21 protein-coding genes are annotated in these 20182 nt (G+C 72.2%); 17 read left to right on the top strand and 4 right to left on the bottom strand.

What is annotated here, in order from left to right; all coding sequences use genetic code 11:
* Nucleotides 1-99 precede the first annotated feature (99 nt).
* Nucleotides 100-537 (top strand): hypothetical protein, encoded by a 438-nt coding sequence (locus ABZ621_RS10450; RefSeq protein ID WP_360602738.1) that lies wholly within the window; start codon nt 100-102, stop codon nt 535-537.
* Between the two features lie 15 nt (nt 538-552).
* Here ABZ621_RS10450 and ABZ621_RS10445 read toward each other — a convergent pair whose 3' ends face one another.
* Nucleotides 553-1449 (bottom strand): NAD(P)-dependent oxidoreductase, encoded by an 897-nt coding sequence (locus tag ABZ621_RS10445; RefSeq protein ID WP_360602737.1) that lies wholly within the window; start codon nt 1447-1449, stop codon nt 553-555.
* A 189-nt stretch (nt 1450-1638) separates the two neighbouring features.
* On the opposite strand from ABZ621_RS10445, the gene ABZ621_RS10440 reads away from it, so the two are divergent.
* A complete protein-coding gene (locus tag ABZ621_RS10440; protein ID WP_360602735.1) occupies nt 1639-2118 on the top strand; it encodes an SAM-dependent methyltransferase in 480 nt (159 codons plus the stop codon).
* A gap of 182 nt (nt 2119-2300) precedes the next feature.
* Nucleotides 2301-3347 carry a helix-turn-helix transcriptional regulator gene (locus ABZ621_RS10435; protein ID WP_360602733.1) on the top strand — a complete coding sequence of 349 codons (1047 nt, stop codon included), beginning with the start codon at nt 2301-2303 and terminating at the stop codon, nt 3345-3347.
* 6 nt (nt 3348-3353) lie between these two features.
* On the opposite strand, the gene ABZ621_RS10430 is transcribed toward ABZ621_RS10435, so the two are convergent.
* Both ABZ621_RS10430 and ABZ621_RS10425 read right to left on the bottom strand, forming a co-directional pair.
* Nucleotides 3354-3872: a thiamine pyrophosphate-binding protein gene (locus ABZ621_RS10430; RefSeq protein WP_360602731.1), complete on the bottom strand. Its 519-nt coding sequence runs from the start codon at nt 3870-3872 to the stop codon at nt 3354-3356.
* A 117-nt stretch (nt 3873-3989) separates the two neighbouring features.
* Complete coding sequence (locus ABZ621_RS10425; RefSeq protein ID WP_360602729.1) at nt 3990-4157, bottom strand: hypothetical protein; 168 nt, start codon at nt 4155-4157, stop codon at nt 3990-3992.
* Nucleotides 4158-4580: 423 nt separating this feature from the next.
* Between ABZ621_RS10425 and ABZ621_RS10420 the strand changes: the two genes are divergently transcribed.
* From ABZ621_RS10420 to ABZ621_RS10365, 12 genes are all read left to right on the top strand, one after another.
* Nucleotides 4581-4892, top strand: coding sequence for a hypothetical protein (locus tag ABZ621_RS10420; protein WP_360602727.1), 312 nt, complete (start codon nt 4581-4583; stop codon nt 4890-4892).
* A gap of 35 nt (nt 4893-4927) precedes the next feature.
* Nucleotides 4928-5821: a GNAT family N-acetyltransferase gene (locus ABZ621_RS10415; protein WP_360602725.1), complete on the top strand. Its 894-nt coding sequence runs from the start codon at nt 4928-4930 to the stop codon at nt 5819-5821.
* A gap of 5 nt (nt 5822-5826) precedes the next feature.
* Nucleotides 5827-6525 carry an SDR family oxidoreductase gene (locus ABZ621_RS10410; RefSeq protein WP_360602723.1) on the top strand — a complete coding sequence of 233 codons (699 nt, stop codon included), beginning with the start codon at nt 5827-5829 and terminating at the stop codon, nt 6523-6525.
* A gap of 1 nt (nt 6526) precedes the next feature.
* Nucleotides 6527-7924 carry a long-chain fatty acid--CoA ligase gene (locus ABZ621_RS10405; protein WP_360602721.1) on the top strand — a complete coding sequence of 466 codons (1398 nt, stop codon included), beginning with the start codon at nt 6527-6529 and terminating at the stop codon, nt 7922-7924.
* Nucleotides 7921-8559: a hypothetical protein gene (locus ABZ621_RS10400; protein ID WP_360602719.1), complete on the top strand. Its 639-nt coding sequence runs from the start codon at nt 7921-7923 to the stop codon at nt 8557-8559. Before ABZ621_RS10405 ends, ABZ621_RS10400 begins: the two co-directional genes overlap by 4 nt.
* Before the next feature lie 11 nt (nt 8560-8570).
* Nucleotides 8571-10286, top strand: coding sequence for a chloramphenicol-biosynthetic FADH2-dependent halogenase CmlS (cmlS, locus tag ABZ621_RS10395; RefSeq protein ID WP_360602717.1), 1716 nt, complete (start codon nt 8571-8573; stop codon nt 10284-10286).
* Nucleotides 10287-10291: 5 nt separating this feature from the next.
* Nucleotides 10292-10855, top strand: coding sequence for an alpha/beta fold hydrolase (locus ABZ621_RS10390; RefSeq protein ID WP_360602715.1), 564 nt, complete (start codon nt 10292-10294; stop codon nt 10853-10855).
* Nucleotides 10856-10996: 141 nt separating this feature from the next.
* Nucleotides 10997-12433 (top strand): GNAT family N-acetyltransferase, encoded by a 1437-nt coding sequence (locus tag ABZ621_RS10385; RefSeq protein ID WP_360602713.1) that lies wholly within the window; start codon nt 10997-10999, stop codon nt 12431-12433.
* Between the two features lie 157 nt (nt 12434-12590).
* Nucleotides 12591-14066, top strand: a complete 1476-nt coding sequence (locus ABZ621_RS10380; RefSeq protein ID WP_360602711.1) for a DHA2 family efflux MFS transporter permease subunit — start codon at nt 12591-12593, stop codon at nt 14064-14066.
* The gene (locus tag ABZ621_RS10375) at nt 14063-15337 is read left to right on the top strand and encodes a cation:proton antiporter (RefSeq protein ID WP_360602709.1); all 1275 of its coding nucleotides are present in this window, start codon (nt 14063-14065) and stop codon (nt 15335-15337) included. The genes ABZ621_RS10380 and ABZ621_RS10375 overlap by 4 nt, the downstream gene beginning before the upstream one ends.
* Nucleotides 15334-16068 (top strand): ceramidase domain-containing protein, encoded by a 735-nt coding sequence (locus ABZ621_RS10370; protein ID WP_360602707.1) that lies wholly within the window; start codon nt 15334-15336, stop codon nt 16066-16068. Before ABZ621_RS10375 ends, ABZ621_RS10370 begins: the two co-directional genes overlap by 4 nt.
* The gene (locus ABZ621_RS10365; RefSeq protein ID WP_360602705.1) at nt 16049-16750 is read left to right on the top strand and encodes a 4'-phosphopantetheinyl transferase superfamily protein; all 702 of its coding nucleotides are present in this window, start codon (nt 16049-16051) and stop codon (nt 16748-16750) included. Before ABZ621_RS10370 ends, ABZ621_RS10365 begins: the two co-directional genes overlap by 20 nt.
* A gap of 27 nt (nt 16751-16777) precedes the next feature.
* Here ABZ621_RS10365 and ABZ621_RS10360 read toward each other — a convergent pair whose 3' ends face one another.
* Nucleotides 16778-17446, bottom strand: coding sequence for a M15 family metallopeptidase (locus tag ABZ621_RS10360; RefSeq protein ID WP_360603009.1), 669 nt, complete (start codon nt 17444-17446; stop codon nt 16778-16780).
* A gap of 267 nt (nt 17447-17713) precedes the next feature.
* On the opposite strand from ABZ621_RS10360, the gene ABZ621_RS10355 reads away from it, so the two are divergent.
* Together ABZ621_RS10355 and ABZ621_RS10350 are read left to right on the top strand one after the other, a co-directional pair.
* A complete protein-coding gene (locus ABZ621_RS10355; protein WP_360602703.1) occupies nt 17714-18463 on the top strand; it encodes a maleylpyruvate isomerase family mycothiol-dependent enzyme in 750 nt (249 codons plus the stop codon).
* Nucleotides 18464-18540: 77 nt separating this feature from the next.
* Nucleotides 18541-20109, top strand: coding sequence for a M23 family metallopeptidase (locus tag ABZ621_RS10350; RefSeq protein ID WP_360602701.1), 1569 nt, complete (start codon nt 18541-18543; stop codon nt 20107-20109).
* Nucleotides 20110-20182: the final 73 nt, after the last annotated feature.

Raw genomic sequence — 20182 nt, 5'->3', positions numbered from 1 at the left:
CGGCGACCGGTCGGTTTCGGAGAAGCACCGGGAAACGCCCGAACCTAGCCTGGAACCAGCGCAGGACATCCACGGAAACGACGAACGAGGGGACCGGTCATGACCACCAAGGCGACGAAGAACGAAGGCTTCACCGAGGACGAGCGGGCGGCGATGAAGGAGCGGGCGAAGGAGCTGAAGGCCGCCAAGGCCCGCGGCAAGGCCGCCGACGCCGAGGCCGACCTCCTCGCGAAGGTCGCCGAGATGACCGGCGACGACCGCGCGCTCGCCGAGGGCATCCACGCCCTGGTCAAGAAGGCCGCCCCCGAGCTCGCCGCCAAGACCTGGTACGGCATGCCCGCCTACGCCAAGGACGGCAAGGTCGTCCTCTTCTTCCAGAGCGCCGCCAAGTTCAAGGCCCGCTACGCCACCCTCGGCTTCAACGACTCCGCCGCCCTCGACGAGGGCGACATGTGGCCCACCGCCTTCGCCCTCACCACCCTCACCCCCGAGGTCGAGGCCCGCGTCGAGGCCCTCATCAGGCGGGCCGCCGCCTGACCCCCGCCCCGCCGGTCACGCCCGCATCCCCGCGCGGTGGTCCGGGTACCGGGGGGTCCAGCCGAGGTCGCGGGTGGCCTTGGCGTGGGAGACGCGCAGACGGGTGTCGAGCATGAGGGAGCCCAGGTAGGGGACGGCGAGGCGCAGGAGGCGGCCGGGGAGGACGAGACGGCGTCCGCCGCGGGCGGCGGAGAGCTCGCCCCAGGTCGACGGACGGTCGTCGACGATGTTGTACGCCTCGCCCGCGCGGCCCCGCTCCAGGGCGGCGACGGTCGCCTCGGCCGCGTCCTCGACGTGGACCCACGACATGGTGCCGCCGCCGCCCCTCGGGACCGGGAACGGCCGGGTGCCGGGCGTCGGGTCGAACCAGGTGCCGGGGCCGTAGAAGACGCCGTACCGCAGGGCCGTGCCCGCCACGTGGTCCGCGGCGAACAGCCGGCCCTCCGCCTCGACGAGCCCCGTGATCACATGGTCCGCGACCGTGCCGCCGCGCACCCCGAACGGGTCCTCCTCGGTGACCGGACGGTCGCCGTGGTCGCGGTAGCCGTAGCCCAGGACCAGCGACTGGGTCACGAAGCGGCCCGCCCCGAGCACGCCCGCCGCCTCCAGGAGGTGCGCGGTGCCGCGCTCCCGCAGCACGTTGCTGGGGTCGTCCGCGGTGAGCTTCAGCTTGGGCGCCTTGAGCGCGGTCAGCTGGTGGACCACCGCGTCGGCGGAGAGTCCGTCGAGCGCCCGCAGCAGTCCCTCCCGGTCGAGCGCGTCGGCCCGCACGGGCGTGGCGCCCAGGGCGCGTACCGTCGCCGCGGAACCGTCCGAGCGGGCGAGGGCCAGCACCTCGTGCCCGTCCCGGACGAGGGCGCGGGTCAGCGGGCGGCCGATGGCGCCGGTGGCACCGGCGAGCAGGATCCTCATGGTCAACCTCCAGATGGCTACACCCCCATGACCGCGCGGCCCCGCCGTCCGTGACAGCCGTGACGGTCCGGAGGAGTGATCCGGGTCACGCCCTTTCCGGCGTACGGTGAGGCGTTCGAGTTCCGTTCGGGTTCCTGCTCCGGGATCCCGTTCCGTGATCGTCCCGTCTCGTGGAAGGCCGGCGCGCGCATGACCGAGAACAGCACCCCCGTGGAGATCGTCTCCGAGCCCGTCGGGCGGGTGGTCGGAGGCCGGGCCGAGGTCCTGGACGACGAGTGGGGCGGGGTGGCGGCCGTGATCCGCCTGGACGAACGGTTCGGCGCGGACGCGCTCGCCGGACTCGACGCCTTCTCGCACGTGGAGGTCGTCTACCACTTCGACCGGGTCCCGGCGGAGAAGGTGGAGACGGGCGCCCGGCACCCCCGCGGCAACACCGACTGGCCGCTGGTCGGCATCTTCGCGCAGCGCGGCAAGAACCGCCCGAACCGCCTCGGGGTGTCCCGCTGCAGGCTGCTGCGCGTCGACGGACGCGAGGTGCACGTGGAGGGGCTGGACGCGGTCGACGGCACCCCGGTGCTCGACATCAAGCCCTACATGACGGAGTTCGGCCCCCGCGGCGCCACGGCCCAGCCCGGCTGGGCCACCGAGATCATGCGCCACTACTACTGACGCGGCCCGCCCCCGGCCCCGCCTGGGGGCCGGGAACCGGACACCGCCGGGGCGTTGTTCGGATGGTGGAAGGACCTGGAATTCTCCGCCGGATCTTCTACGCTCTGCAGAACCCGCAGGTAACTAGGGGGTTCGCAACGGGGCGAGCTGGTTCTGATCTCAGTGATTGAGGGGCTGGTTGCATGACTGTCGCGCGGCTTGAACTGATGCACGCCACCGGGGAGGCGCAGCTGGAGTACGCCGCCTACTCGTACGCGGTGCCCCGGGAACACGTGACGGAGGACGAACTGACGCAGGTCCTGGACGCCCCCCAGGAGACCGCGCGGGACGTCGTCAGGACCCTCCGCGAACTGAGGCTGCTGCGCAGCGTGGACGCCGAGGGGACCCGCCTGTGCGCGGTCCCGCCGGCCACCGCCGGCGCGCAGCTCCTGATGCCGGCCATCCGCCAACTGCGCGAGAGCCAGCGGGAGATGAGCCAGTCCTTCGCCCGGATCCTGGCGATGATGCCGGCGTACGAGTCCGGGGTCCTCGCACAGCTGGAGCAGCCGGCCTTCCAGTACCTCTCCGACCTGGCCACGACCCGGCAGGTGATCACCGAACTCGCGGCGCGCGCCAAGGACGAGGTGCTCACCGTGCAGCCGGGCGGCAGCCGCCCGCCGGGCAGCATCTCGGAGGCGCACGACCGCACGGTGCGGCTGCTGCGGCGCGGGGTGCGGATGCGCACCCTCTACCAGCACTCCGCCCGGTTCGACGGCACGACCGTCGACTACGTGCGCATGGTGAGCGAGCTGGGCGCCGAGGTGCGGATCGCCAGTGGGGTCGTGTCCCGGCTGCTGCTCTTCGACCGCGAGGCGGCGCTGATCAACCTGCCGGGCCTTCCGCACGGCGCGGTGGTGGTCCGGGAGTGCAGCGTCCTGGAGTTCATGACGGAGATCTTCGAGAACACCTGGAACGCCGCCGCCGAGTTCCCCCTGCAGCAGCAGCGGGCCCAAGTGGTGGACGCCTCCGAGGAGTTCAAGCAGGCGCTGCTGCGTCTCCTGGTCGAGGGCGACGACGACAAGGTGATCGCCCGGAAGCTGGGCGTGTCCATCCGGACCTGCCAGCGGCACCTCTCGGAGATCATGACCCGGCTCGGTGCGCGGAACCGGCTGCACGCGGGCTATCTGATCCACAAGCACGGGCTGCTCGACCAGTCGTTCCGGCAGGACGAGCCGGCGCCCGGTTCCTGAGCCGGTTCACAGCGGCTCGGTCACGATCAGGACGGCGGGGCGCCGGGTCCGCTGCATGAGCCGGTAGCACTCCCCGACGGCCTCCTCGGGACGCAGCGGGTCGAGGACGACGCCGGGCGGGGCGAACTGGTCGACCAGACCGTCGGATTCCTCCACGGCGCCCTTCCCCGGGCGTCCGACGACCATCAGGAGCGGCACCTCGTAGGCCTGGTTCAGCGCGGTGAGGCCGGCGAGCGCGTGGCCGGGCCCGGTGTGCGCCAGGAACACGGCGGCGTCACCGCCGGTGAGGGCCATGCCGGTCGCCATGCTGATGGCCGCGTCCTCGTGCGGCGCGGGCACGTAGACGAGGTCGCGGAGTTCGGGATACGGGCTCCGCGGCGCGTCTTCAAGGAGCCGGAAGAACCCCTGGAGCATCGCGCAGGGCACTCCCGTGAAGTGGGCGAAGCCCAGGCGGGCGAGGGTGAGCAGCACGGCCTCGGCGAGATCGATGTTCTGCGGCGGGACGGTGCCGGGTGTCGTGGTCATGGGTTCCGGTCTCGGTGGGCTGCGTCGTCGGGGCCACTGCCGGGGGACGGGACGTCGGGTGTCCGGCGCACGGGAGGGGGAGTCTCCGTGCCCGTCGGTGGCTGCGGGGGCGCCGGCTCAGTCCCAGCCGAGGTCGAGCGGGACGGCGCCGGAGCTGTCGGCGGCGAGGCCGGCCGGGCCGGACGTGCCGTGGCCCGCACCGCCCTTCGCGAGGCCGATGCTGCACAGCGCCACGACGAGGGCGCTGAGGACGACGGGCGACCATGCGGTGCGGGGACGGGGCACAGCTGGATTCCTCACGTCGGGGGTCGGCGGACGCGCCGCCTGCTGACACCGACGACTCTGGTGCACGGGGCGCGGTGGAGACACCGGTTCCGGGTGCCGCATCCGCGACAGTCGCAGATGCGTCAGACCACTTCGGCGGCGAAACCGGACAAAGATCTCGGGAAGGTCTCGTCATGCGGACAACCCACTGGATCTCGGCCACCGAGTGCGTATAGAAATCACTCGCCGCCGATCCCCACGGATCCGGAAGCCTCTTCGGGGGCCGTTCCGGAGGGGGTGCGCGCTTTATTGCCTCGGGCCGGGAAGGGGAGTTCTCGGTCCGTCCAGGACCGCTTTCCTGCCCCGGGTCGAAAGCTTCGAAGCTTCCCCGGTTCTTGAATGCCTTGAATGCCTTGAGTGCGTTGGACCAGAAAGGGAAGAACGATGCGCGAGCGTCTTGTCGGTCTCATCGGGAACGTCGTGGCGGAGGTCAACGAGCGGCGGGACGAGAAGATCCCCACCGGTGACCTCCTCAACGTCAGCCTCTACGGGGACGCCGGCGTCTTCGATTCGATGCACCTCGTCAACTTCCTCACGCTCGTGGAAGAGGCGATCGAGGACGAATTCGACGTGGAGATCTCCCTGACCTCGGAGAAGGCCGTCTCCCGTCGGGTGAGCCCCTTCAGCAGCGTCGGCCGGCTCATCGAGTTCATCGAGGAAGAGATGAACGAGAACGCGGAGAAGACCGCGGCCTGACGGCCCGGTTTCCGCGGAGAGGCGAGAACATGTCGGTGACGGTGAGAAAGGCCCTGGAGGGGGACCTGTACAAGGTCTACCTGCTCCTCAAGGGATCGACGCTGAATTCGGCGTGGATTCCCTTCGAGTGGCGCCGGCGGATGTTCCAGCCGGTCTGGGGCGGCAGCGAGGGCTACTACGGCTACGTCATGGAGGACGGCGACGAGGTCGTGGGCTTCCTCGGCACGCTCTTCACCGAGCGGGAGGTGCGGGGCGAGCCCCACAAGTTCTGCGAGATCCACAGCTGGTACGTGAAGGAGGAGTACCGCAACGAGAGCCTCAAGCTCTTCCTGCCGGTCACGTCCCTGCGCAAGGTGACCCTGGTCAACTACACGCCCACACAGTCCGTGTACGACATCAGCGCCAAGTTCGGCTGGGCGGACCTGGAGACCGGCGTCCGGCAGTTCCTGCCGGTGCCGACGCCGCGCAGCCTCGGCCGGGGCTGGAAGGTGGAGACCCGCAAGCACGTCATCGCGCAGCACCTCGACGAGGCCGACCGGCGGATCTTCCTCGACCACGCCGACCTCCGCTGTCGGCACTTCCTGATCACCAGGAAGGACAGCTCCGAGTACCTGTACGTGATCCTCAAGAAGCTGCGCCTGCGCCGGTTCGTGCCCTTCGGCCGCCTCCTGTACGTCAGCGACAAGCCGATGCTCCTGGAGGCGCTCGACCACCTGCGGATCCGCTGGTGCCTCCGGCTCGGCCTCGCCTTCACCGTCATCGACGAAGCGGAGCTCGCGGACACCGCGGCCGCCGCCTCGCCGCCCGCGTTCTCCCGCCTGGTCCCCCGCGCGGTCCCGTCGCAGTTCAAGTCAAAGACCCTGGAGCCCGAAGACATGCGGCCCGCCCTGTACTCGCTTCCCCTGCTCATCGGCTACCGGCTGCACTGACGACGATGAACATTCTTGTCACCGGCACCAGGTCCGGGGTCGGCAAGGCGCTCGCCGAGCACCTCGTCGAACAGGGCCACCAGGTCGTCGGCTGCAGCCGGAGGCCGTCCACCGTCGACCACCCCGGCTACCGGCACCACGAGGTGGACCTCACCGACGCGAAGGCGCTGCGCGCCATGTTCCGCGAGGTGCGACGGGAGTTCGGCCACCTCGACGCGCTCGTCAACAACGCCGGCACGTCCAGCATGAACCACTTCATGATGACCCCGGAGAAGACCGTCCGGGACATCTTCGACATCAACTTCTTCGCGGTGCTCAACTCCTGCCGCGAGGCGGCCAAGCTGCTGCAGAAGAGCCCCGGCTCCTCGTCGGCGATCCTCAACGTCTCCACGGTCGCCGTGCCGTGGGCGCTCGACGGGCAGCTCGCCTACTCGGCGAGCAAGAGCGCCGTCGAGCAGCTGACCCGGGTCATGAGCAAGGAGCTGGCCGGCTTCGGCATCCGCGTCAACGGCATCGGGCTGCCCCCGGTGCGCACCGTGCTCACCCGCACCCTGCCCGCGGGCATGGTCGAGTCCCTGATCGACCGGCAGGCCATCAAGCGGATGTGCACGATGGCGGACCTCTTCGGCCCCGTCGATTTCCTGATCTCCGAGCAATCCGGATTCGTCACCGGAGAAACGCTCTTCCTGGGGGGAGTCCACTGACATGAGCGATGAACTGGACCGTCGCGACGAACTGACGGAGAGGTTCGCCCGGCTGGGAGACCGTCCCGCTGTCATCGACAAGGGGCGGACGCACAGCTACGGCGACCTGGCCCGGGCGATCCGCACCACGGCGGACCGGCTGCGGGAGCGGGGCGTCGCCCCGCACGAGGCGGTGGTCCTCAACTCCGACTTCTCGTTCGGCTCCATCGCCACCCTGCTGGCCCTGTACCTGAACCGGAACGTCGTGGTCCCGCTGGTCGCCTTCACCGAGGGCGCCCTGCGCACCATCAACGACTCCTGCGCCCCGCGCCACCTGGTGAAGGTCGCCGACGACGGCTCCGAGCTGCTCGTCGAGCCCATGCACGGTACCGAGCCCGGCGCGCAGACCCCGGAGGCGTACCGTCCGCTCGTCGAGGCCGGCGCGGCGGGCCTCGTCCTGCTGAGCAGCGGCAGCACCGGCGCGCCCAAGGCGATCCTGCACAACCTCGACACGCTCGTCGCGGAGAAGGCCGGCTCCGGCGACCGCGTCGGCTCGCGGACCACGAACATCCTGATGTTCCTGCTCTTCGACCACATCGGCGGCATCAACTCGCTGCTCGGCGTGTTCAAGGTCAGCGGCACGGCGGTGCTGCCCGCGCGGCGCACCCCGGAGGAGATCTGCGCGCTGATCGAGGAGCACGGGATCCGGCTGCTGCCCACCAGCCCCACCTTCCTCAACCTCATCCTCATCGGCGACTACCACCGCAAGCACGACCTGAGCAGCCTGCGGATGATCTCGTACGGCACCGAGCCCATGCCCGAGGAGCTGCTGCGGCGCCTGCACACGGCGCTGCCGCGCGCCCGGCTGCTGCAGACCTTCGGCACCAGCGAGACCGGCATCTCGGCGACCACCAGCGAGTCCTCGGAGAGCACGTACTTCCGGATCTCCGACGAGAACGTGCAGTACCGGATCGTCGACGGCGAGCTGCAGCTCAAGAGCCGCACCCAGTTCATGGGGTACCTCAACTACCCCGACGACTCCCTGACCGAGGACGGCTGGTTCCGCACCGGCGACCTCGTCGAGGAGAAGGAGGACGGCTTCCTCAAGGTCAAGGGCCGGGCCAAGGAGGTCATCAACGTGGGCGGGGAGAAGGTCCTCCCGCTGGAGCTGGAGTCGATCCTGCTCGGCAGCCCGCTCATCGACGACTGCGTGGTCTACGGCCGGCCGAACTCGATCACCGGCCAGTCCGTCTGCGTCGACATCAAGCCGAGCGGCGCGATGACCCGGGCCGAGGCCCGCCGGCACGTCCACGAGTTCCTGGAGGGCAAGGTCGAGCCCTTCAAGCTGCCCGCCAAGGTGAACCTCGTCGAGGAGCTGCGGGTGTCCGACCGTTTCAAGAAGCAGAGGATCCGCGCATGAAGGAGCTCGTCTTCATCGGGGCGGGCAAGTTCGCCCTGGAGGTCGCCCGGTACGTGGCGGACGCCTCCGCCGCCGGACCCGAGACGTACCGGATCGCGCGCTACGCCGTCGTGGACGGCGAGACGGCGCACGCGCCGGCGGAGCTGTGCACCGGCCTCGACGAGGTCGTGTGGGAGCCCGGCACCCCCGTGGTGCTCGCCGTCTCGGACACGGCCGTACGGCGCCGGCTCATCGACGAGGTCGTCGTGAAGCACGGTCTGGCGGCCGAGAACATCGTCCACCCCTCCTCCCGGGTCGACCCGGCGGCCCTGCAGGGCGTCGGCAACGTCATCGGCCCCGACAACTACCTGGGCGTGAACGTGACCCTCGGGTCCTTCAACGTCCTCAACTACCTCAGCAGCGTCGGGCACCACTCGCGCCTCGGCGCGAACAACTTCCTGGCACCGAACTTCCACTGCGGCAACAGCGTCGAGGTCGGCGACGACAACTTCTTCGGGCTCGCGTGCACCGTCGCCCCGGAGGTCGTCATCGGCAGCGACTGCCGCTTCCAGGCCGGCCTCGGCCTCTTCGAGAACGCGGCCAGCGGCCTCACGTACCTCGCACCGAGCCGCATCAAGACCATCAAGTCCCTCTGAGGAGACAGCACATGAAGAAGTCGAAGGTTTCCATCATCGGTGCGGGCCCCGCGGGCTGCGTGGCGGCACTCACCCTCACCAAGCTCGGCCACGAGGTCGAGGTCTTCGAGCGCGACACCTTCCCGCGCTACCGCGTCGGCGAGTCCTTCCTCCCCGGCACCCTGTCGATCCTCACCCGGCTCGGCCTCCAGGAGAAGCTCGACGCCGCCGCGTTCGTGAAGAAGCCCTCCGCGACCTTCCTCTGGGGCCAGGACCAGGCCCCGTGGACGTTCTCCTTCAGCACCCCGCGCACCTCGCCGTGGGTCTTCGACCACGCCATCCAGGTCAAGCGCGAGGAGTTCGACCAGCTCCTCGTCGACGAGGTCCGCGAGCGCGGCGTCACCGTCCACGAGTCCACCCCGGTGACCAACGTCGACATCTCCGCCGCCGACTCCGTCACGCTCACCGTCCGCCAGGGCGAGGAGTCCCGCACGGTCGTCAGCGACTTCGTCATCGACGCGAGCGGCTCGCACAGCCCGCTCGCCCGCCAGCTGAAGATCCGCCGCTACGACGAGTTCTACAAGAACTTCGCGGTCTGGTCGTACTTCAAGAAGCCCGACCCCTTCGAGGGCGACCTCAAGGGCACCACGTACTCGATCACCTTCGAGGACGGCTGGGTGTGGATGATCCCGCTCAAGGGCGACCTGTACAGCGTCGGCCTGGTCGTCGACCGCTCGAAGTCCGCCGAGGTCAAGGAGCTGGGCCCGGAGCGCTTCTACCGCGAGACCCTCGCCAAGGCCAAGCGCGCCACCGCCCTCCTGGACGGCGCCGAGATGGTCGACGAGGTGCGGATCGTCCACGACTGGTCGTACGACTCCGAGTACGTCTCCGCCGGCCGCTTCTTCCTCAGCGGCGACGCCGCCTGCTTCACCGACCCGCTCTTCTCTCAGGGCGTCCACCTCGCCACCCAGTCCGCGGTCTCCGCCGCGGCCGCGATCGACCGGATCACCGAGAACCCGGACGAGAGCGACGAGGTCCACGCCTGGTACAACCGCACCTACGGCGAGACCTACGAGCAGTACCACGAGTTCCTGGCCTCCTTCTACACCTTCGCCTCCTTCACCGAGCCGGAGTCCGAGTTCTGGCTCAAGCGCCGGATCAGCGAGTCCGCCGACGAGCGCCTCAGCCGCAAGGCGTGGTTCGACCGCCTCGTCGAGGCCGACCAGGGCAGCAGCGACTGGTCGATCGCCGACTTCCGCGACCGCGCCTCCACGATGATCGGCATCGGCCGCCACCAGCGCCTCGAACTGAGCGACGAGTTCAGCGACGACGAGCTCAACGTCGCCCGCGTCCAGTGGATCAGCCGCCTGACCAAGGACCTCAACAGCATCAAGCGCCTCCAGTGGAACGGCGGCGAGGTGCGCCTGGAGCCCTTCTACAAGGTGGACCCGGAGGGCTTCACGCTCCAGCGCAAGCAGGTCATCGGCAACGAGGCCGGCGTCGACATGGTCAAGTGGCCGCTGGAGGAGGAGCACCGGGAGATCTTCGAGGCCCTCCTCAAGGAGGACCTCGGCTACAAGGAGGTCATCCGCCGCCTGAGCGAGACCGGCAAGCAGGAGCTCAGCTCCCAGATCGTCATCCGGCTCATGGAGGCCGGGCTCGTGACCGGTTACGACAAGAACGACCAGCCCGTCTTCATCCAGGACCGCCTGCGCTTCGACGGCGTCGGCGTCGAGTACGAGGTGTGACGACCATGCCGAACCAGAACCCGACCCTCGTCTTCCTCGCCGGCATCGGCAACTCCGGCCCCGAGCACTGGCAGCGCCAGTGGTTCGAGCGCGAGACCGACCGCGCCGTCTGGGTCGAGCACTCCTCCTGGGACGAGCCCGTCGCGGCCACCTGGGTGAAGGAGCTCGACGAGGCCCTCGCCGCCGTCCAGGGCCCGAAGATCGTCGTCGCCCACAGTCTCGGCTGCACGCTCCTCGCGCAGTGGGCCCGGGCGAAGGCCGAGAACCCGGCCCTCGCCGACGTCACGGCCGCCTTCCTGGTCGCCGCGCCCGACGTGGCCGGCGAGAACTTCCCCACCCAGGCGGAGGGCTTCGCCACCGACGCGTACGCCCTGCCGCTGCCGTTCCCGGCCGTCGTCGTCGCCAGCGAGGACGACCCGTACGGATCCCTGGAGCACGCCGAGACCGCCGCCGGGCAGCTCGGCGCCCGCCTCCACAACGTGGGCAGCCTCGGCCACATCAACGCCTCCTCCGGACTGGGGGACTGGAGCGAGGGCTGGCAGCTCTTCCAGGACGAGCTGAAGGCCTGACGGCCCGGCAGGCACACGGGCACGGCGGTGGCGTGCCCACCGGCGGGCGGAGCCGCCCAGGCTCCGCCCGGCCGGCGCCGCCCCGGTCCGGCCACACCCCCCGAGGGCCGTCCGCGCCCGGGAGAACAGCAGGGAGCAACGATGGAACTTGTCCAGGCCGAACCGGCCGGCGCCTCGGCCGACCCGACGGATCCGGCGGACCGGGCCGCCCCGGCGGACCCGCCGGCCCCGGCGACGTACCGGTACTGGCCGGCCGATCTGCACCGGCCGCAGGTCGTGCTCCGGTGCGGGCGTCAGCGGGTGACGTGCGTCCTCGACGAGCGCACCGCGGACGGGACGCTCGTCCTGTCCGCGCCCGAACCGGACCGGCTGTCCGGCATCCGGCCCGGCGCCCGCCTCTCGCTGCTCTTCCGCGGCGACGGCCGGCGCCTCGGCGGCGGGGCCCCGGTCCCCCTCTTCAGCCGCGACCACACCGTCGACCACCGGACCGGCCGGGTCGAGGTCCGCCCTCCCGCCGTCCGCGACGACGCCCACACCCACACGCTGGCGGAACCGATCACCGCCCGCCTCGACAGCCCCACCCTCTTCTCCCGGCCACAGCGCGTCACGATCGGCCGACTCGGCCCGTACGGAGGCGAGTTCACCGCCGACGACCCCGGCCGGCTGCTGGCGCCCGGCATGTCCGTGACGCTCGACCTGTGGCTGCCCTGGCTGGGCAGCCGCCGGATCGCCGCCCGGCTCACGTCCTGCCGCCAGTCCGGCGACGAGGCCCGCTTCTCCTTCCGGACCGCCGGCCGGAAGTCCGTACACGACTGCGCCGTCGTCCTCGCCGGCACGGTGCCGGAGTTCGGCTTCCCCGCGCTGCGGGCCGCCGGCGTCCGCCCGTCCCGGGTGAACCGGTACCTGTCGATCCGTACGGTCGCCAACGAGGCCACGTACCGGCAGGCGCTCGACGTCCGGCTGGCCGGCAACCGGCACTTCGGGCGGCTCGCCGAGGTCGGCGACAGCCTGGAGGTCGGCGACCGCCTCGACCGGCACGCGGTCGGCATCGTGTGCCGGCTCGGCGACAAGCCGGTCGGCACCGGCCGGATCGTCGTCAACGGCGGCGACCGGACCCTCAGCGAGATCGAGGCGCAGACCGAGGGCCTGCCGCCGCACATCTGGAACGGCGGCTTCGTCGAGGTCTCCCGCCTCGCGATCCACCCCGACTACCGGGGCTCCGGCGTCGTCCTCGCCCTCTTCCGAGAGATCGCCCGGCTGGCCTTCAACCTCGGCTGCCGCTACCTCGTCCTCGACGCCATCGACAAGCTCGTCCCCCAGTACGAGCGCCTCGGCGGCCGCAAGCTGCCGATCGCCAAGACGCACCCGTACACCAAGGAGACCGTCCGGGTCATGGCGATCGACATCGGCGAACAGCTCGGCCGCCTGGGCCGCGACTGGCCGCGCTGGCAGTACGTCTTCGGCCCCGTGGTCGGCCACTACCTGCGCACCTCGTCGCCGCACACCCTGACCGCCCTGGTCCACGGCGTCCGCCGGGTCCCGTTCCGCGTCAAGCGGATCACGAGCAGCCTGCTGTGACCCCGGGCCCGGGCCCGTACGCGCCGGGCCTCCCGCCGCTCCCGTAGCCCCGCCGCTTCCCGCCCGCCCGCTCGTCCCGCCCGCCCGCTCGTCCCGCCCGCTCGCTCGTCCCGCTCGTCCCGCCCGCCCGCCCCGCCCCGCCCCGTGAGGACTGCCCGTGTCCGCTCCACCCCGTCCCTGGCCGGCGCTGGCGGCGCTCTGCGTCGGCTACTTCCTGGTCATCCTGGACATGACCGTCGTCTCCGTGGCGAACCCGGCGATCATGGCGAGCCTGCGCGCCGACGTCACGTCCCTGGTCTGGGCGACCAGCTCCTACCTCCTCACCTTCGCCGCCCTGCTGCTGCCCGCCGGCCGCCTCGGCGACCGCTTCGGCCCCAAGCCCGTCTACCTCGCCGGACTCGCCGTGTTCACCGGCGCGTCCCTGTGGTGCGGCCTGTCGCAGGACATCGGGACGCTGATCGCGGCCCGCGCCGTCCAGGGCGTCGGCGCCGCGCTGCTGACCCCGCAGACGATGGCCGTGATCAGCCGCACCTTCCCGCCGGAGCGGCGCGCCGCCGCGATGAGCGTGTGGGGCGCGGTCGCCGGACTGGCCAACCTCCTCGGCCCGCTCCTCGGCGGCCTGGTCGTGGACCGGGCCGGCTGGGAGTGGATCTTCCACGCCAACCTCCCGATCGGACTGGTCGGCCTCGCGCTGGCCGTCCGGTACGTGCCCGTGCTGCCCACCCGCCCGCACCGCTTCGACACCGTCGGCCTGGTCCTCAGCACCGTCGGCATGGCCGCGCTCGTCCTCGGCCTGCAGGAGGGCGGCAGCCGCGGCTGGACCGCCTGGACCTGGGCCGCGACGGCCGCCGGGCTCGCCGTCCTGGCCCTGTTCGTGGTCCACCAGACCCGCACCAAGGCCGATCCGCTGCTGCCGCTCGGCATCTTCCGCGACCGGACCTTCGTCGCCGCCTCGCTGGCGGTCGCCCTCGCCGCGGCGGCGGTGACGGCCGTGATGGTGCCGCTGTACCTGTACCTGGAGGAGGCCCGCGCGCTGTCCGGGACGGGGGCGGGTGCCGTGCTCGCGCCGATGGCCGTGGCCGCCATCGTCTTCGTCCCCCTCGTCGGCCTGTTCGGCGACCGCCTCCACCCGCGCACGGTGCCCCTCGTCGGGCTCGTGCTGTTCGCCGCCTCCCTCGCCGCGTTCGCGGCGCTCATGACCCTCGACCTGCCGCTCGGCTGGTTCCTGGCCGGCGCGGCCCTCGCCGGGCTCGCCAACGCCTGCATCTGGCCGTCGCTGGCCGTGGCCGCCACCCTGCGGCTCCCGGCCGACCGGGCAGGCGCGGGCTCGGGCGCGTACAACGCCCTCCGGCAGGTGGGTTCCGTCCTCGGCAGCGCCGCGATCAGCGCCGTCCTGGCCTCCCGGCTGGCCGCCCACGGCCTGACGGAGGGCCTGACGGACGGCGCGGCGGCGTCGGGGGAGCCCGGAGGCTCCGCCGGTCCCGCGCTGAGCGCCGCCCTCGCCGAGACGGTGTACCTGCCCGCCGGGCTCCTGCTCCTCGGGGCGCTCGCCGCCTCACTGATCGTCCGTTCGAGCCCGCCGCCCCGGCAGCCGGACGGTTCAGCCTCTCCCTCCCTGGCGGTGACCCCATGACGGGCCAGACCACGGTCCACCTGTTCTTCAGCCTCGCCGCGCTCCTGGCGGTGGCCAAGCTGTTCGGCGCGCTCGCCCGCGCCGTGCGGCAGCCGCCGGTGGTCGGCGAGATCGTCGCCGGTGTCCTGTGCGGCCCGCTGGTCCTGCCCGAGTCCGTACGCGCCGTCCTGATCCCGAAGGACGTGGCGCCGCTCCTCTCGGCGCTCGCCGCGGTGGGCCTCGCCCTCTTCATGTTCGTCGTGGGCTACGAGCTGGAGCACACCCTGCTGCGCGGCCGCCGGCGCGCCGCCCTCGGCGTCGCCGTCGGCTCGGTCCTGGTGCCACTGGTCGTCGGCGTCCTGGTCGCGCTGCCGCTCGCCGCCCGGTACGCCCCCGGCTCCCACACCGGCTTCGTGCTCTTCCTGGGCATCGCCATGTCCGTCACGGCCTTCCCCGTCCTGGCGAGGATCCTCGCCGACCGCGGCCTCACCAACGGCCCCCTCGGCGGCCTCGCCCTGGCGGCCGCGGCCGTCGGCGACCTGGTCGCCTGGGTGGGCCTGGCCGCCGTGGCCGCGCTGACCGCCGGCGGCGAGCAGTGGCGGATCGCCCTGCTGCCGGTCTACGTCCTGCTCCTCCTCTGCGCCGTACGCCCCCTGCTGAAGCGGGTGCTGACCCACTGGGCCGAGCGGCCGTCGGCGCCGGCGACGCTCTTCCCGCTCCTGGTCTCCGGGCTGCTGCTGTCGTGCGCGGCCACCGAGTGGATGGGCGTCCACTACATCTTCGGCGCCTTCGCCTTCGGCGCGGTCATGCCGCGGGCCGGCCTGGAGAAGCTCCGCGACCGCCTGATCCACACGGCGGACCAGGCCGGGACGCTGCTGCTGCCGCTGTACTTCGTGGTGGCGGGCGCGAAGGTGAGCCTGGACGGCTTCGGCGCCTCCACCCTCGTCACGCTCCTCACCCTGCTGACCGTCGCCGTGGCGGCGAAGGCGGCCGGCGTGTACGCGGGGGCCCGCCTCTCCGGCCTGGAACACCGGTCGGCGCTGCCGCTCTCGATCCTCATGAACGTCCGCGGCCTCACGGAGATCGTCATCCTCTCCGTCGGCCTCGAACTCGGCCTGATCGACGGGACCGTCTACTCGATGATGGTCGTCATGGCCGTCGTGACCACGGCGATGGCCGGCCCCCTCCTCGCCGCCGCCCCGCCGCCTCCCGAAGAGGCCCCCCTTCCCGCCCCCGCCTCCGCCCCCCTCACCCATGCGACGGCCGACGAGACCGTAGGAATCGGACGATGAACCTGTACGAGCACGTGGACCAGTACTGCGAACGGGCCTCGGCCGCCTTCTGGGCCGAACCCGTCAACGCGCTGAGCAACCTCTCCTTCGCCGTCGCCGCGTGGGCGATCTGGCGGATGCTGGCCGGCCACCGCGCCGACCCGGCCGGCCGGAAGGCCCCGGTGAGCATCGCCTTCACGGTGCCGCTCGCGGCCTCCATCAGCCTGGGCAGCTTCGCCTTCCACACCCTCGGCACCCGCTGGGCGCAGGTCCTCGACGTCGCGCCGATCGCGCTCTTCGTCCTGTGGTTCCTGGGCAGTTACCTGCACTGGTTCCACGGCCTGTCCCGCTCCCGCGCCTTCCTGGGCGTGCTCGCGTTCATCGCCTTCCTGGCCGCGTTCATCGTCGTCGTGGGCCCGTACGTCCCCAACAAGTCGGGCACGTACGTCCCGGTGCTGCTCCTCCTCGCGGCCCTGACCGTGGTCCTGCGCACCTCGCCCCGCCCCGAACTCCGCACCCACGCGGGCACGTTCGCCCTCGCCACCGCGTCCTTCACCGGCGCGCTGCTTGCCCGTACGGCCGACGAGTCCGTCTGCTCCGACTTCCCGCTGGGCACCCACTTCCTGTGGCACCTCCTGGACGGCCTGGTGATCTACCTGGCGTCCCTGGCCCTGGTCCGCCACTGGAAGACCCGGACGTCCGCCACCCCCACCCCCGCCGAAGGCCCCGAGCGTGCTCCCAGCCCCCGGTGAGTGCCACCTCTGGCTGACCCCGACCCGCCCGCCCCGCGACTGGCCCCGCCTCCTCGCCCCCGAGGAGGCGGCCCGGGCGTCCGCCCTGCCCCCCGGCCCGCGACGCGACACCTACACGACGTCCCGGGCGTCCCAACGCCTCCTGGCCGGCCACTACACGGGAACCCCGCCCCCTCGGGTGCGCATCGACCGCACCTGCCACCACTGCGGCGCCGACCACGGCCGCCCGCGCTGGCTCACGGCGACCCCCCTGGACTACTCGGTGGCGCACACCGCCCACTGGATCCTGATCGCCGTGGTGACGCGGGGCCTGGTGGGCGTCGACATGGAGGAACTCCCCACCGCCCCGCCCTCCCCCCGCCTGGCGGCGAAATCCCTCACCGCCCCGGAACGCGAGCTCCTGGCGGCCACCCCGCCCCCCGACCGCCCGACGGCCTTCACCCGCCTGTGGACCCGCAAGGAGGCGGCCACCAAGCTCACCGGCCACGGTCTGGCCACCCCGTTCGCCTCCCTCGACACCACGACCCCCCTCCTGACCCACCCCCGGTTCCCCACCCCCCTCCACCTCCAGGACCTCCCCCTCCCCACCCCCCACCACCTGTCCTCCCTGGCCACCACCCACCCGACCGCCCCCACCCCGCCCCGCCGGCTGACCACCCTGACCACCCGAACGGGAGCGTGAGGGCGCCGGCGGCGGAGGGGAGGCCGGTCAGCGGTTCCGTGCGGGGTCGAGTTCCTTCGGGCCGTAGAGGGCCGTGGGCTGTCCTGTGGCCAAGGCCCAGTAGCGGTCGCCGAAGGACCAGTGCCACCACTCCGTGGGGTAGTTCACCAGCCCCGCGGCCGTGAGGACGCCGCCCAGCAGCTCGCGGTGGGCGCGGGCCTCCTCGCCGATGCCGGGGGCGTGGGTGTAGCAGGCGCCGGCGCTCTCCTCCGGGTCCGCGTTCATGCGCGTGCCCAGGTCCAGTTCGTGTCCGTCGGCATCGGCGAGGGTGAGGTCGACGGCCGCGCCGGCGCTGTGCGGGGCGATGTCGGGGGGCGACACGTACCGGCTCGCCGCCGAGTGGATCCGGTCGGCGGACCATTCGGGATGGGCGGCGCGCAGCTCACCGGCGTACTCCTCGAAGTACCGCCGCTGGAGGGAAGGGGGCCGGTAGCCCTCGACGAACAGCAGCCGCAGGCCCGCCGGAAGCAGCGTCTGGGCCGTGACCAGCCGCGCCAGCACGCCCTCCCGCAGATGGGCGAAGGCGTCCGCCGGGTCCTGCTTGCGGGTGTCGACGAGCAGGCGGCCGTCGTGGCGGACGTCGACGAGGCGTTCGCCGGACTCGGCCACGGGGACGGCGGCGACCCTGGGGTCCGCCATCAGCACGATCTCGCCCACGGCGCCGGACCCCGCGGGGTCCCGGGCCTCGGACGGGGGGAGCACGGGCCGCCCGGTCGGTGTCGGTGTCGGTATCGGGGCGGGCGGCCCCGCGGAGGTTCCGGGTTCGGTCATGGCGGGGAACCTATCGGCTCCGGCGGACCGCAACCGGGACCGGTCCGGCGCGCGTGTCGATGATCAGAGAAGTGCGAAGCGAGAAGCGTCGTTGTCCGTGCGGCCGTTGCGGGGTGTCCGATCCCCGCGGCCGAGAGGATCTGGAGCCGTTCCATGCCGGATGAGATCACCCTCCGTCCCGTCACCGCCGAACGGCGGACGCGCGGGGAGCGGCACGGAGCGGACCACCACCGGGTGCTCGAAGCCTTCCGGCGGGAATGCGACGCCCTCACCGACGCCGTGGCCGGACTGTCCGAGGCCGAGTGGGACCTCCCGACGCGCTGCGCCCCCTGGTCCGTACGCGAGCTGCTCGGGCACGTGTGCGTGGTGATCGACTGGCTCCCGGCGATGCTGGACGCACCGGCACCCTCGGCCGCGGAGATCTCCGCGGTGGACTACTACCGCCCCGACGACCGCTTCTCGGCGCGGACCAACGGCAGGCGGATCGCCCTGGCCCAGGACCGTGCGGCGCGGCCGGCGGACGGCGCCGCGTGCGCCGAGGACTTCGCCGCGACGTGGCGGCGGGCCGACCGGCTGTGCCGGGCCCAGCCGGACGGCCGGACCGTGCGGACGCGCCACGGCGATGCCATGCTCCTGTCGGAGTTCCTCCGCACGCGCGTCGTGGAAGTCGCCGTCCACGGACTCGACCTGGCCGACGCGCTCGGACGTGAGGCCTGGCTCACCCCGGCGGCCGGTGACGCCGTGACGGAGCTGCTCCTCGGCGCGGAGCACGCCACGGCGGCCGACGACCTCGGGTGGAGCCGTGCCGACTTCCTGCGCAGGGCCACCGGCCGGGAGCCGCTCGACGAAGCGGAGGCCCTGCGGGTCGAACGGCTCGGCATCCGCTGGCTCGCCCTGGGCTGACGGCCGCCCCCGCCCCGCGATCCCGCGGGGCGTGGAACCTCTGGTACCCGCCCCGCTTCGGCGTCACGGTCGAGACGGTGCCCACGCTCATCCGGGGCCGGGTCCACTACGGCCGCACCGCCACCCTCGGACTGGCCCTCCCCGCCGTCGCCTGGGCGGCCACGACGAAGCCCCAGGTCGCAAACGTCCTGGGCGGCTCGGCCCGTGACCCGGGCTCGCCGGTCGATGAGGCTGGACGGGTGCAGTTCGGCCGTGGCTCCGGTGCCCTCGGCTCGCAGCGGCGCGTCGCCGGGTTACACAAGGGCATGCGCCTCGGCGCGGGGCGTGCCGGTGCCCTTCACGGCCCGGGACCCGACCACTGGAAGAGCACCATGGCAGAGCGCGACCCCCGCAACCGCACCGGCAGGAGCCCGCTACGTCGCGGGCTCGTGACCGCCGTGCTCGCGGCCTGCATGCTGACCGCCTCGACGGCACCCGGATACGGGACCGACGCATCCGGCCCGGGAGCCGGCCCGCAGTTCACGCCGTTGACGGCGGCGGTGATGACCGAACCGACGCCGTTCCCCGCCACGGACGGCAGGACGCACCTCTCGTACGAACTGCTCACCACGAACGCACTGCCCAGCAGCACGCGGGTGCGCCTCGACCGCGTCGAGGTCCGGGACGCCCGCACACACCGGGTGGTGGGCTCGCTGAGCGGCCAGGCGCTGGCCGATGCCGCCAACCCCGTGGGTGATCCCCTGCCGGGTGCGGACGGGTACACCCCGGCGCCCCCGGGGCCGACGCCGACCGTCATCCCGGGCTCCCAGCAGTGGGTCATCTGGCTCGACCTGGCCCTCGACCGCGGTCAGCGGGTGCCCAAGGTCCTCGAACACCGTCTCTCGGGTGCCGTCGTCACCGCCTCCGGTTCCTCCCCCTTCGAGGAGACGGTCCAGGTCACCCCGACCGGCCGCACCGCGCCGATGAACCTGGACGCGCCGGTACGCCCCGGCACCTGGTACTCCAGCGAGTCGTGCTGCGGGAACACCCACCACCGGCGCGGCCTCGGCCCGATCAACGGCCGCTTCTACGTGCCGCAGCGCTTCGCGATCGACTGGTACCGGGTCGGAGAGCGGGGCCGGACCTGGGAAGGCGACCCCACGCGGCTCACCAGCTACCTGAGCTACCGGCAGCCGGTCGTCGCCGCGGCCGGCGGCAGGGTGGTGGAGGTCCAGGACGGGATCCCGGACAACACGCCGCCCGTCACCCCGCCGGTCCCGCCGATCGAGGAGACCGTCGGCAACCACGTCACCGTGGAGGTCGCGCCGGGCCGCTATCTGCTCTACGCCCACCTGAAGCCCGGCTCGCCCAAGGTCCGGGAAGGCGACCACGTCGAACCCGGCCGGGTTCTCGGGCTGATCGGCAACAGCGGCAACTCGACCACGCCGCACCTGCACTTCCAGGTGATGACCACGGCCGAGTTCTTCCCGACCGACAGCCCCCCGTTCACCTTCCGGGAGTTCCGCGTGGTCGGACAGGTCGAACCCCGCCTCTGGGACGACAACCTGGGCACCCAGCCGACCGGCGTCCTGCCGATCACGCCCTCGCCGCACGACGGCCCTCACCGTGCGCGGTACCCGCTCGACCGCGAGGTGCTGGAGTTCTGACCGGATCCCGGTCGTGCCGACGGCCGGGACGACGACGAAGGCCCTGGTCTCCGACCAGGGCCTTCGTTCACGA

It is taken from the genome of Streptomyces sp. NPDC007863 (genome assembly GCF_040633895.1).
In the GTDB taxonomy this organism is placed as follows: domain Bacteria; phylum Actinomycetota; class Actinomycetes; order Streptomycetales; family Streptomycetaceae; genus Streptomyces.
The sequence above is the reverse complement of the archived record's forward strand: the minus strand, read 5'-3'. Positions and strand labels throughout refer to the sequence as shown.

Excerpts from the sequence above, each read along its gene's own strand:
- ABZ621_RS10370 (WP_360602707.1), top strand. The coding sequence starts at position 15,334 with ATGAACCTGTACGAGCACGTGGACCAGTACTGCGAACGGGCCTCGGCC.
- ABZ621_RS10385 (WP_360602713.1), top strand. The coding sequence starts at position 10,997 with ATGGAACTTGTCCAGGCCGAACCGGCCGGCGCCTCGGCCGACCCGACG.
- ABZ621_RS10445 (WP_360602737.1), bottom strand. The coding sequence starts at position 1,449 with ATGAGGATCCTGCTCGCCGGTGCCACCGGCGCCATCGGCCGCCCGCTG.
- ABZ621_RS10405 (WP_360602721.1), top strand. The coding sequence starts at position 6,527 with ATGAGCGATGAACTGGACCGTCGCGACGAACTGACGGAGAGGTTCGCC.
- ABZ621_RS10355 (WP_360602703.1), top strand. The coding sequence starts at position 17,714 with ATGCCGGATGAGATCACCCTCCGTCCCGTCACCGCCGAACGGCGGACG.
- ABZ621_RS10400 (WP_360602719.1), top strand. The coding sequence starts at position 7,921 with ATGAAGGAGCTCGTCTTCATCGGGGCGGGCAAGTTCGCCCTGGAGGTC.
- cmlS (WP_360602717.1), top strand. The coding sequence starts at position 8,571 with ATGAAGAAGTCGAAGGTTTCCATCATCGGTGCGGGCCCCGCGGGCTGC.
- ABZ621_RS10410 (WP_360602723.1), top strand. The coding sequence starts at position 5,827 with ATGAACATTCTTGTCACCGGCACCAGGTCCGGGGTCGGCAAGGCGCTC.
- ABZ621_RS10450 (WP_360602738.1), top strand. The coding sequence starts at position 100 with ATGACCACCAAGGCGACGAAGAACGAAGGCTTCACCGAGGACGAGCGG.
- ABZ621_RS10375 (WP_360602709.1), top strand. The coding sequence starts at position 14,063 with ATGACGGGCCAGACCACGGTCCACCTGTTCTTCAGCCTCGCCGCGCTC.
- ABZ621_RS10435 (WP_360602733.1), top strand. The coding sequence starts at position 2,301 with ATGACTGTCGCGCGGCTTGAACTGATGCACGCCACCGGGGAGGCGCAG.
- ABZ621_RS10420 (WP_360602727.1), top strand. The coding sequence starts at position 4,581 with ATGCGCGAGCGTCTTGTCGGTCTCATCGGGAACGTCGTGGCGGAGGTC.
- ABZ621_RS10440 (WP_360602735.1), top strand. The coding sequence starts at position 1,639 with ATGACCGAGAACAGCACCCCCGTGGAGATCGTCTCCGAGCCCGTCGGG.
- ABZ621_RS10430 (WP_360602731.1), bottom strand. The coding sequence starts at position 3,872 with ATGACCACGACACCCGGCACCGTCCCGCCGCAGAACATCGATCTCGCC.
- ABZ621_RS10390 (WP_360602715.1), top strand. The coding sequence starts at position 10,292 with ATGCCGAACCAGAACCCGACCCTCGTCTTCCTCGCCGGCATCGGCAAC.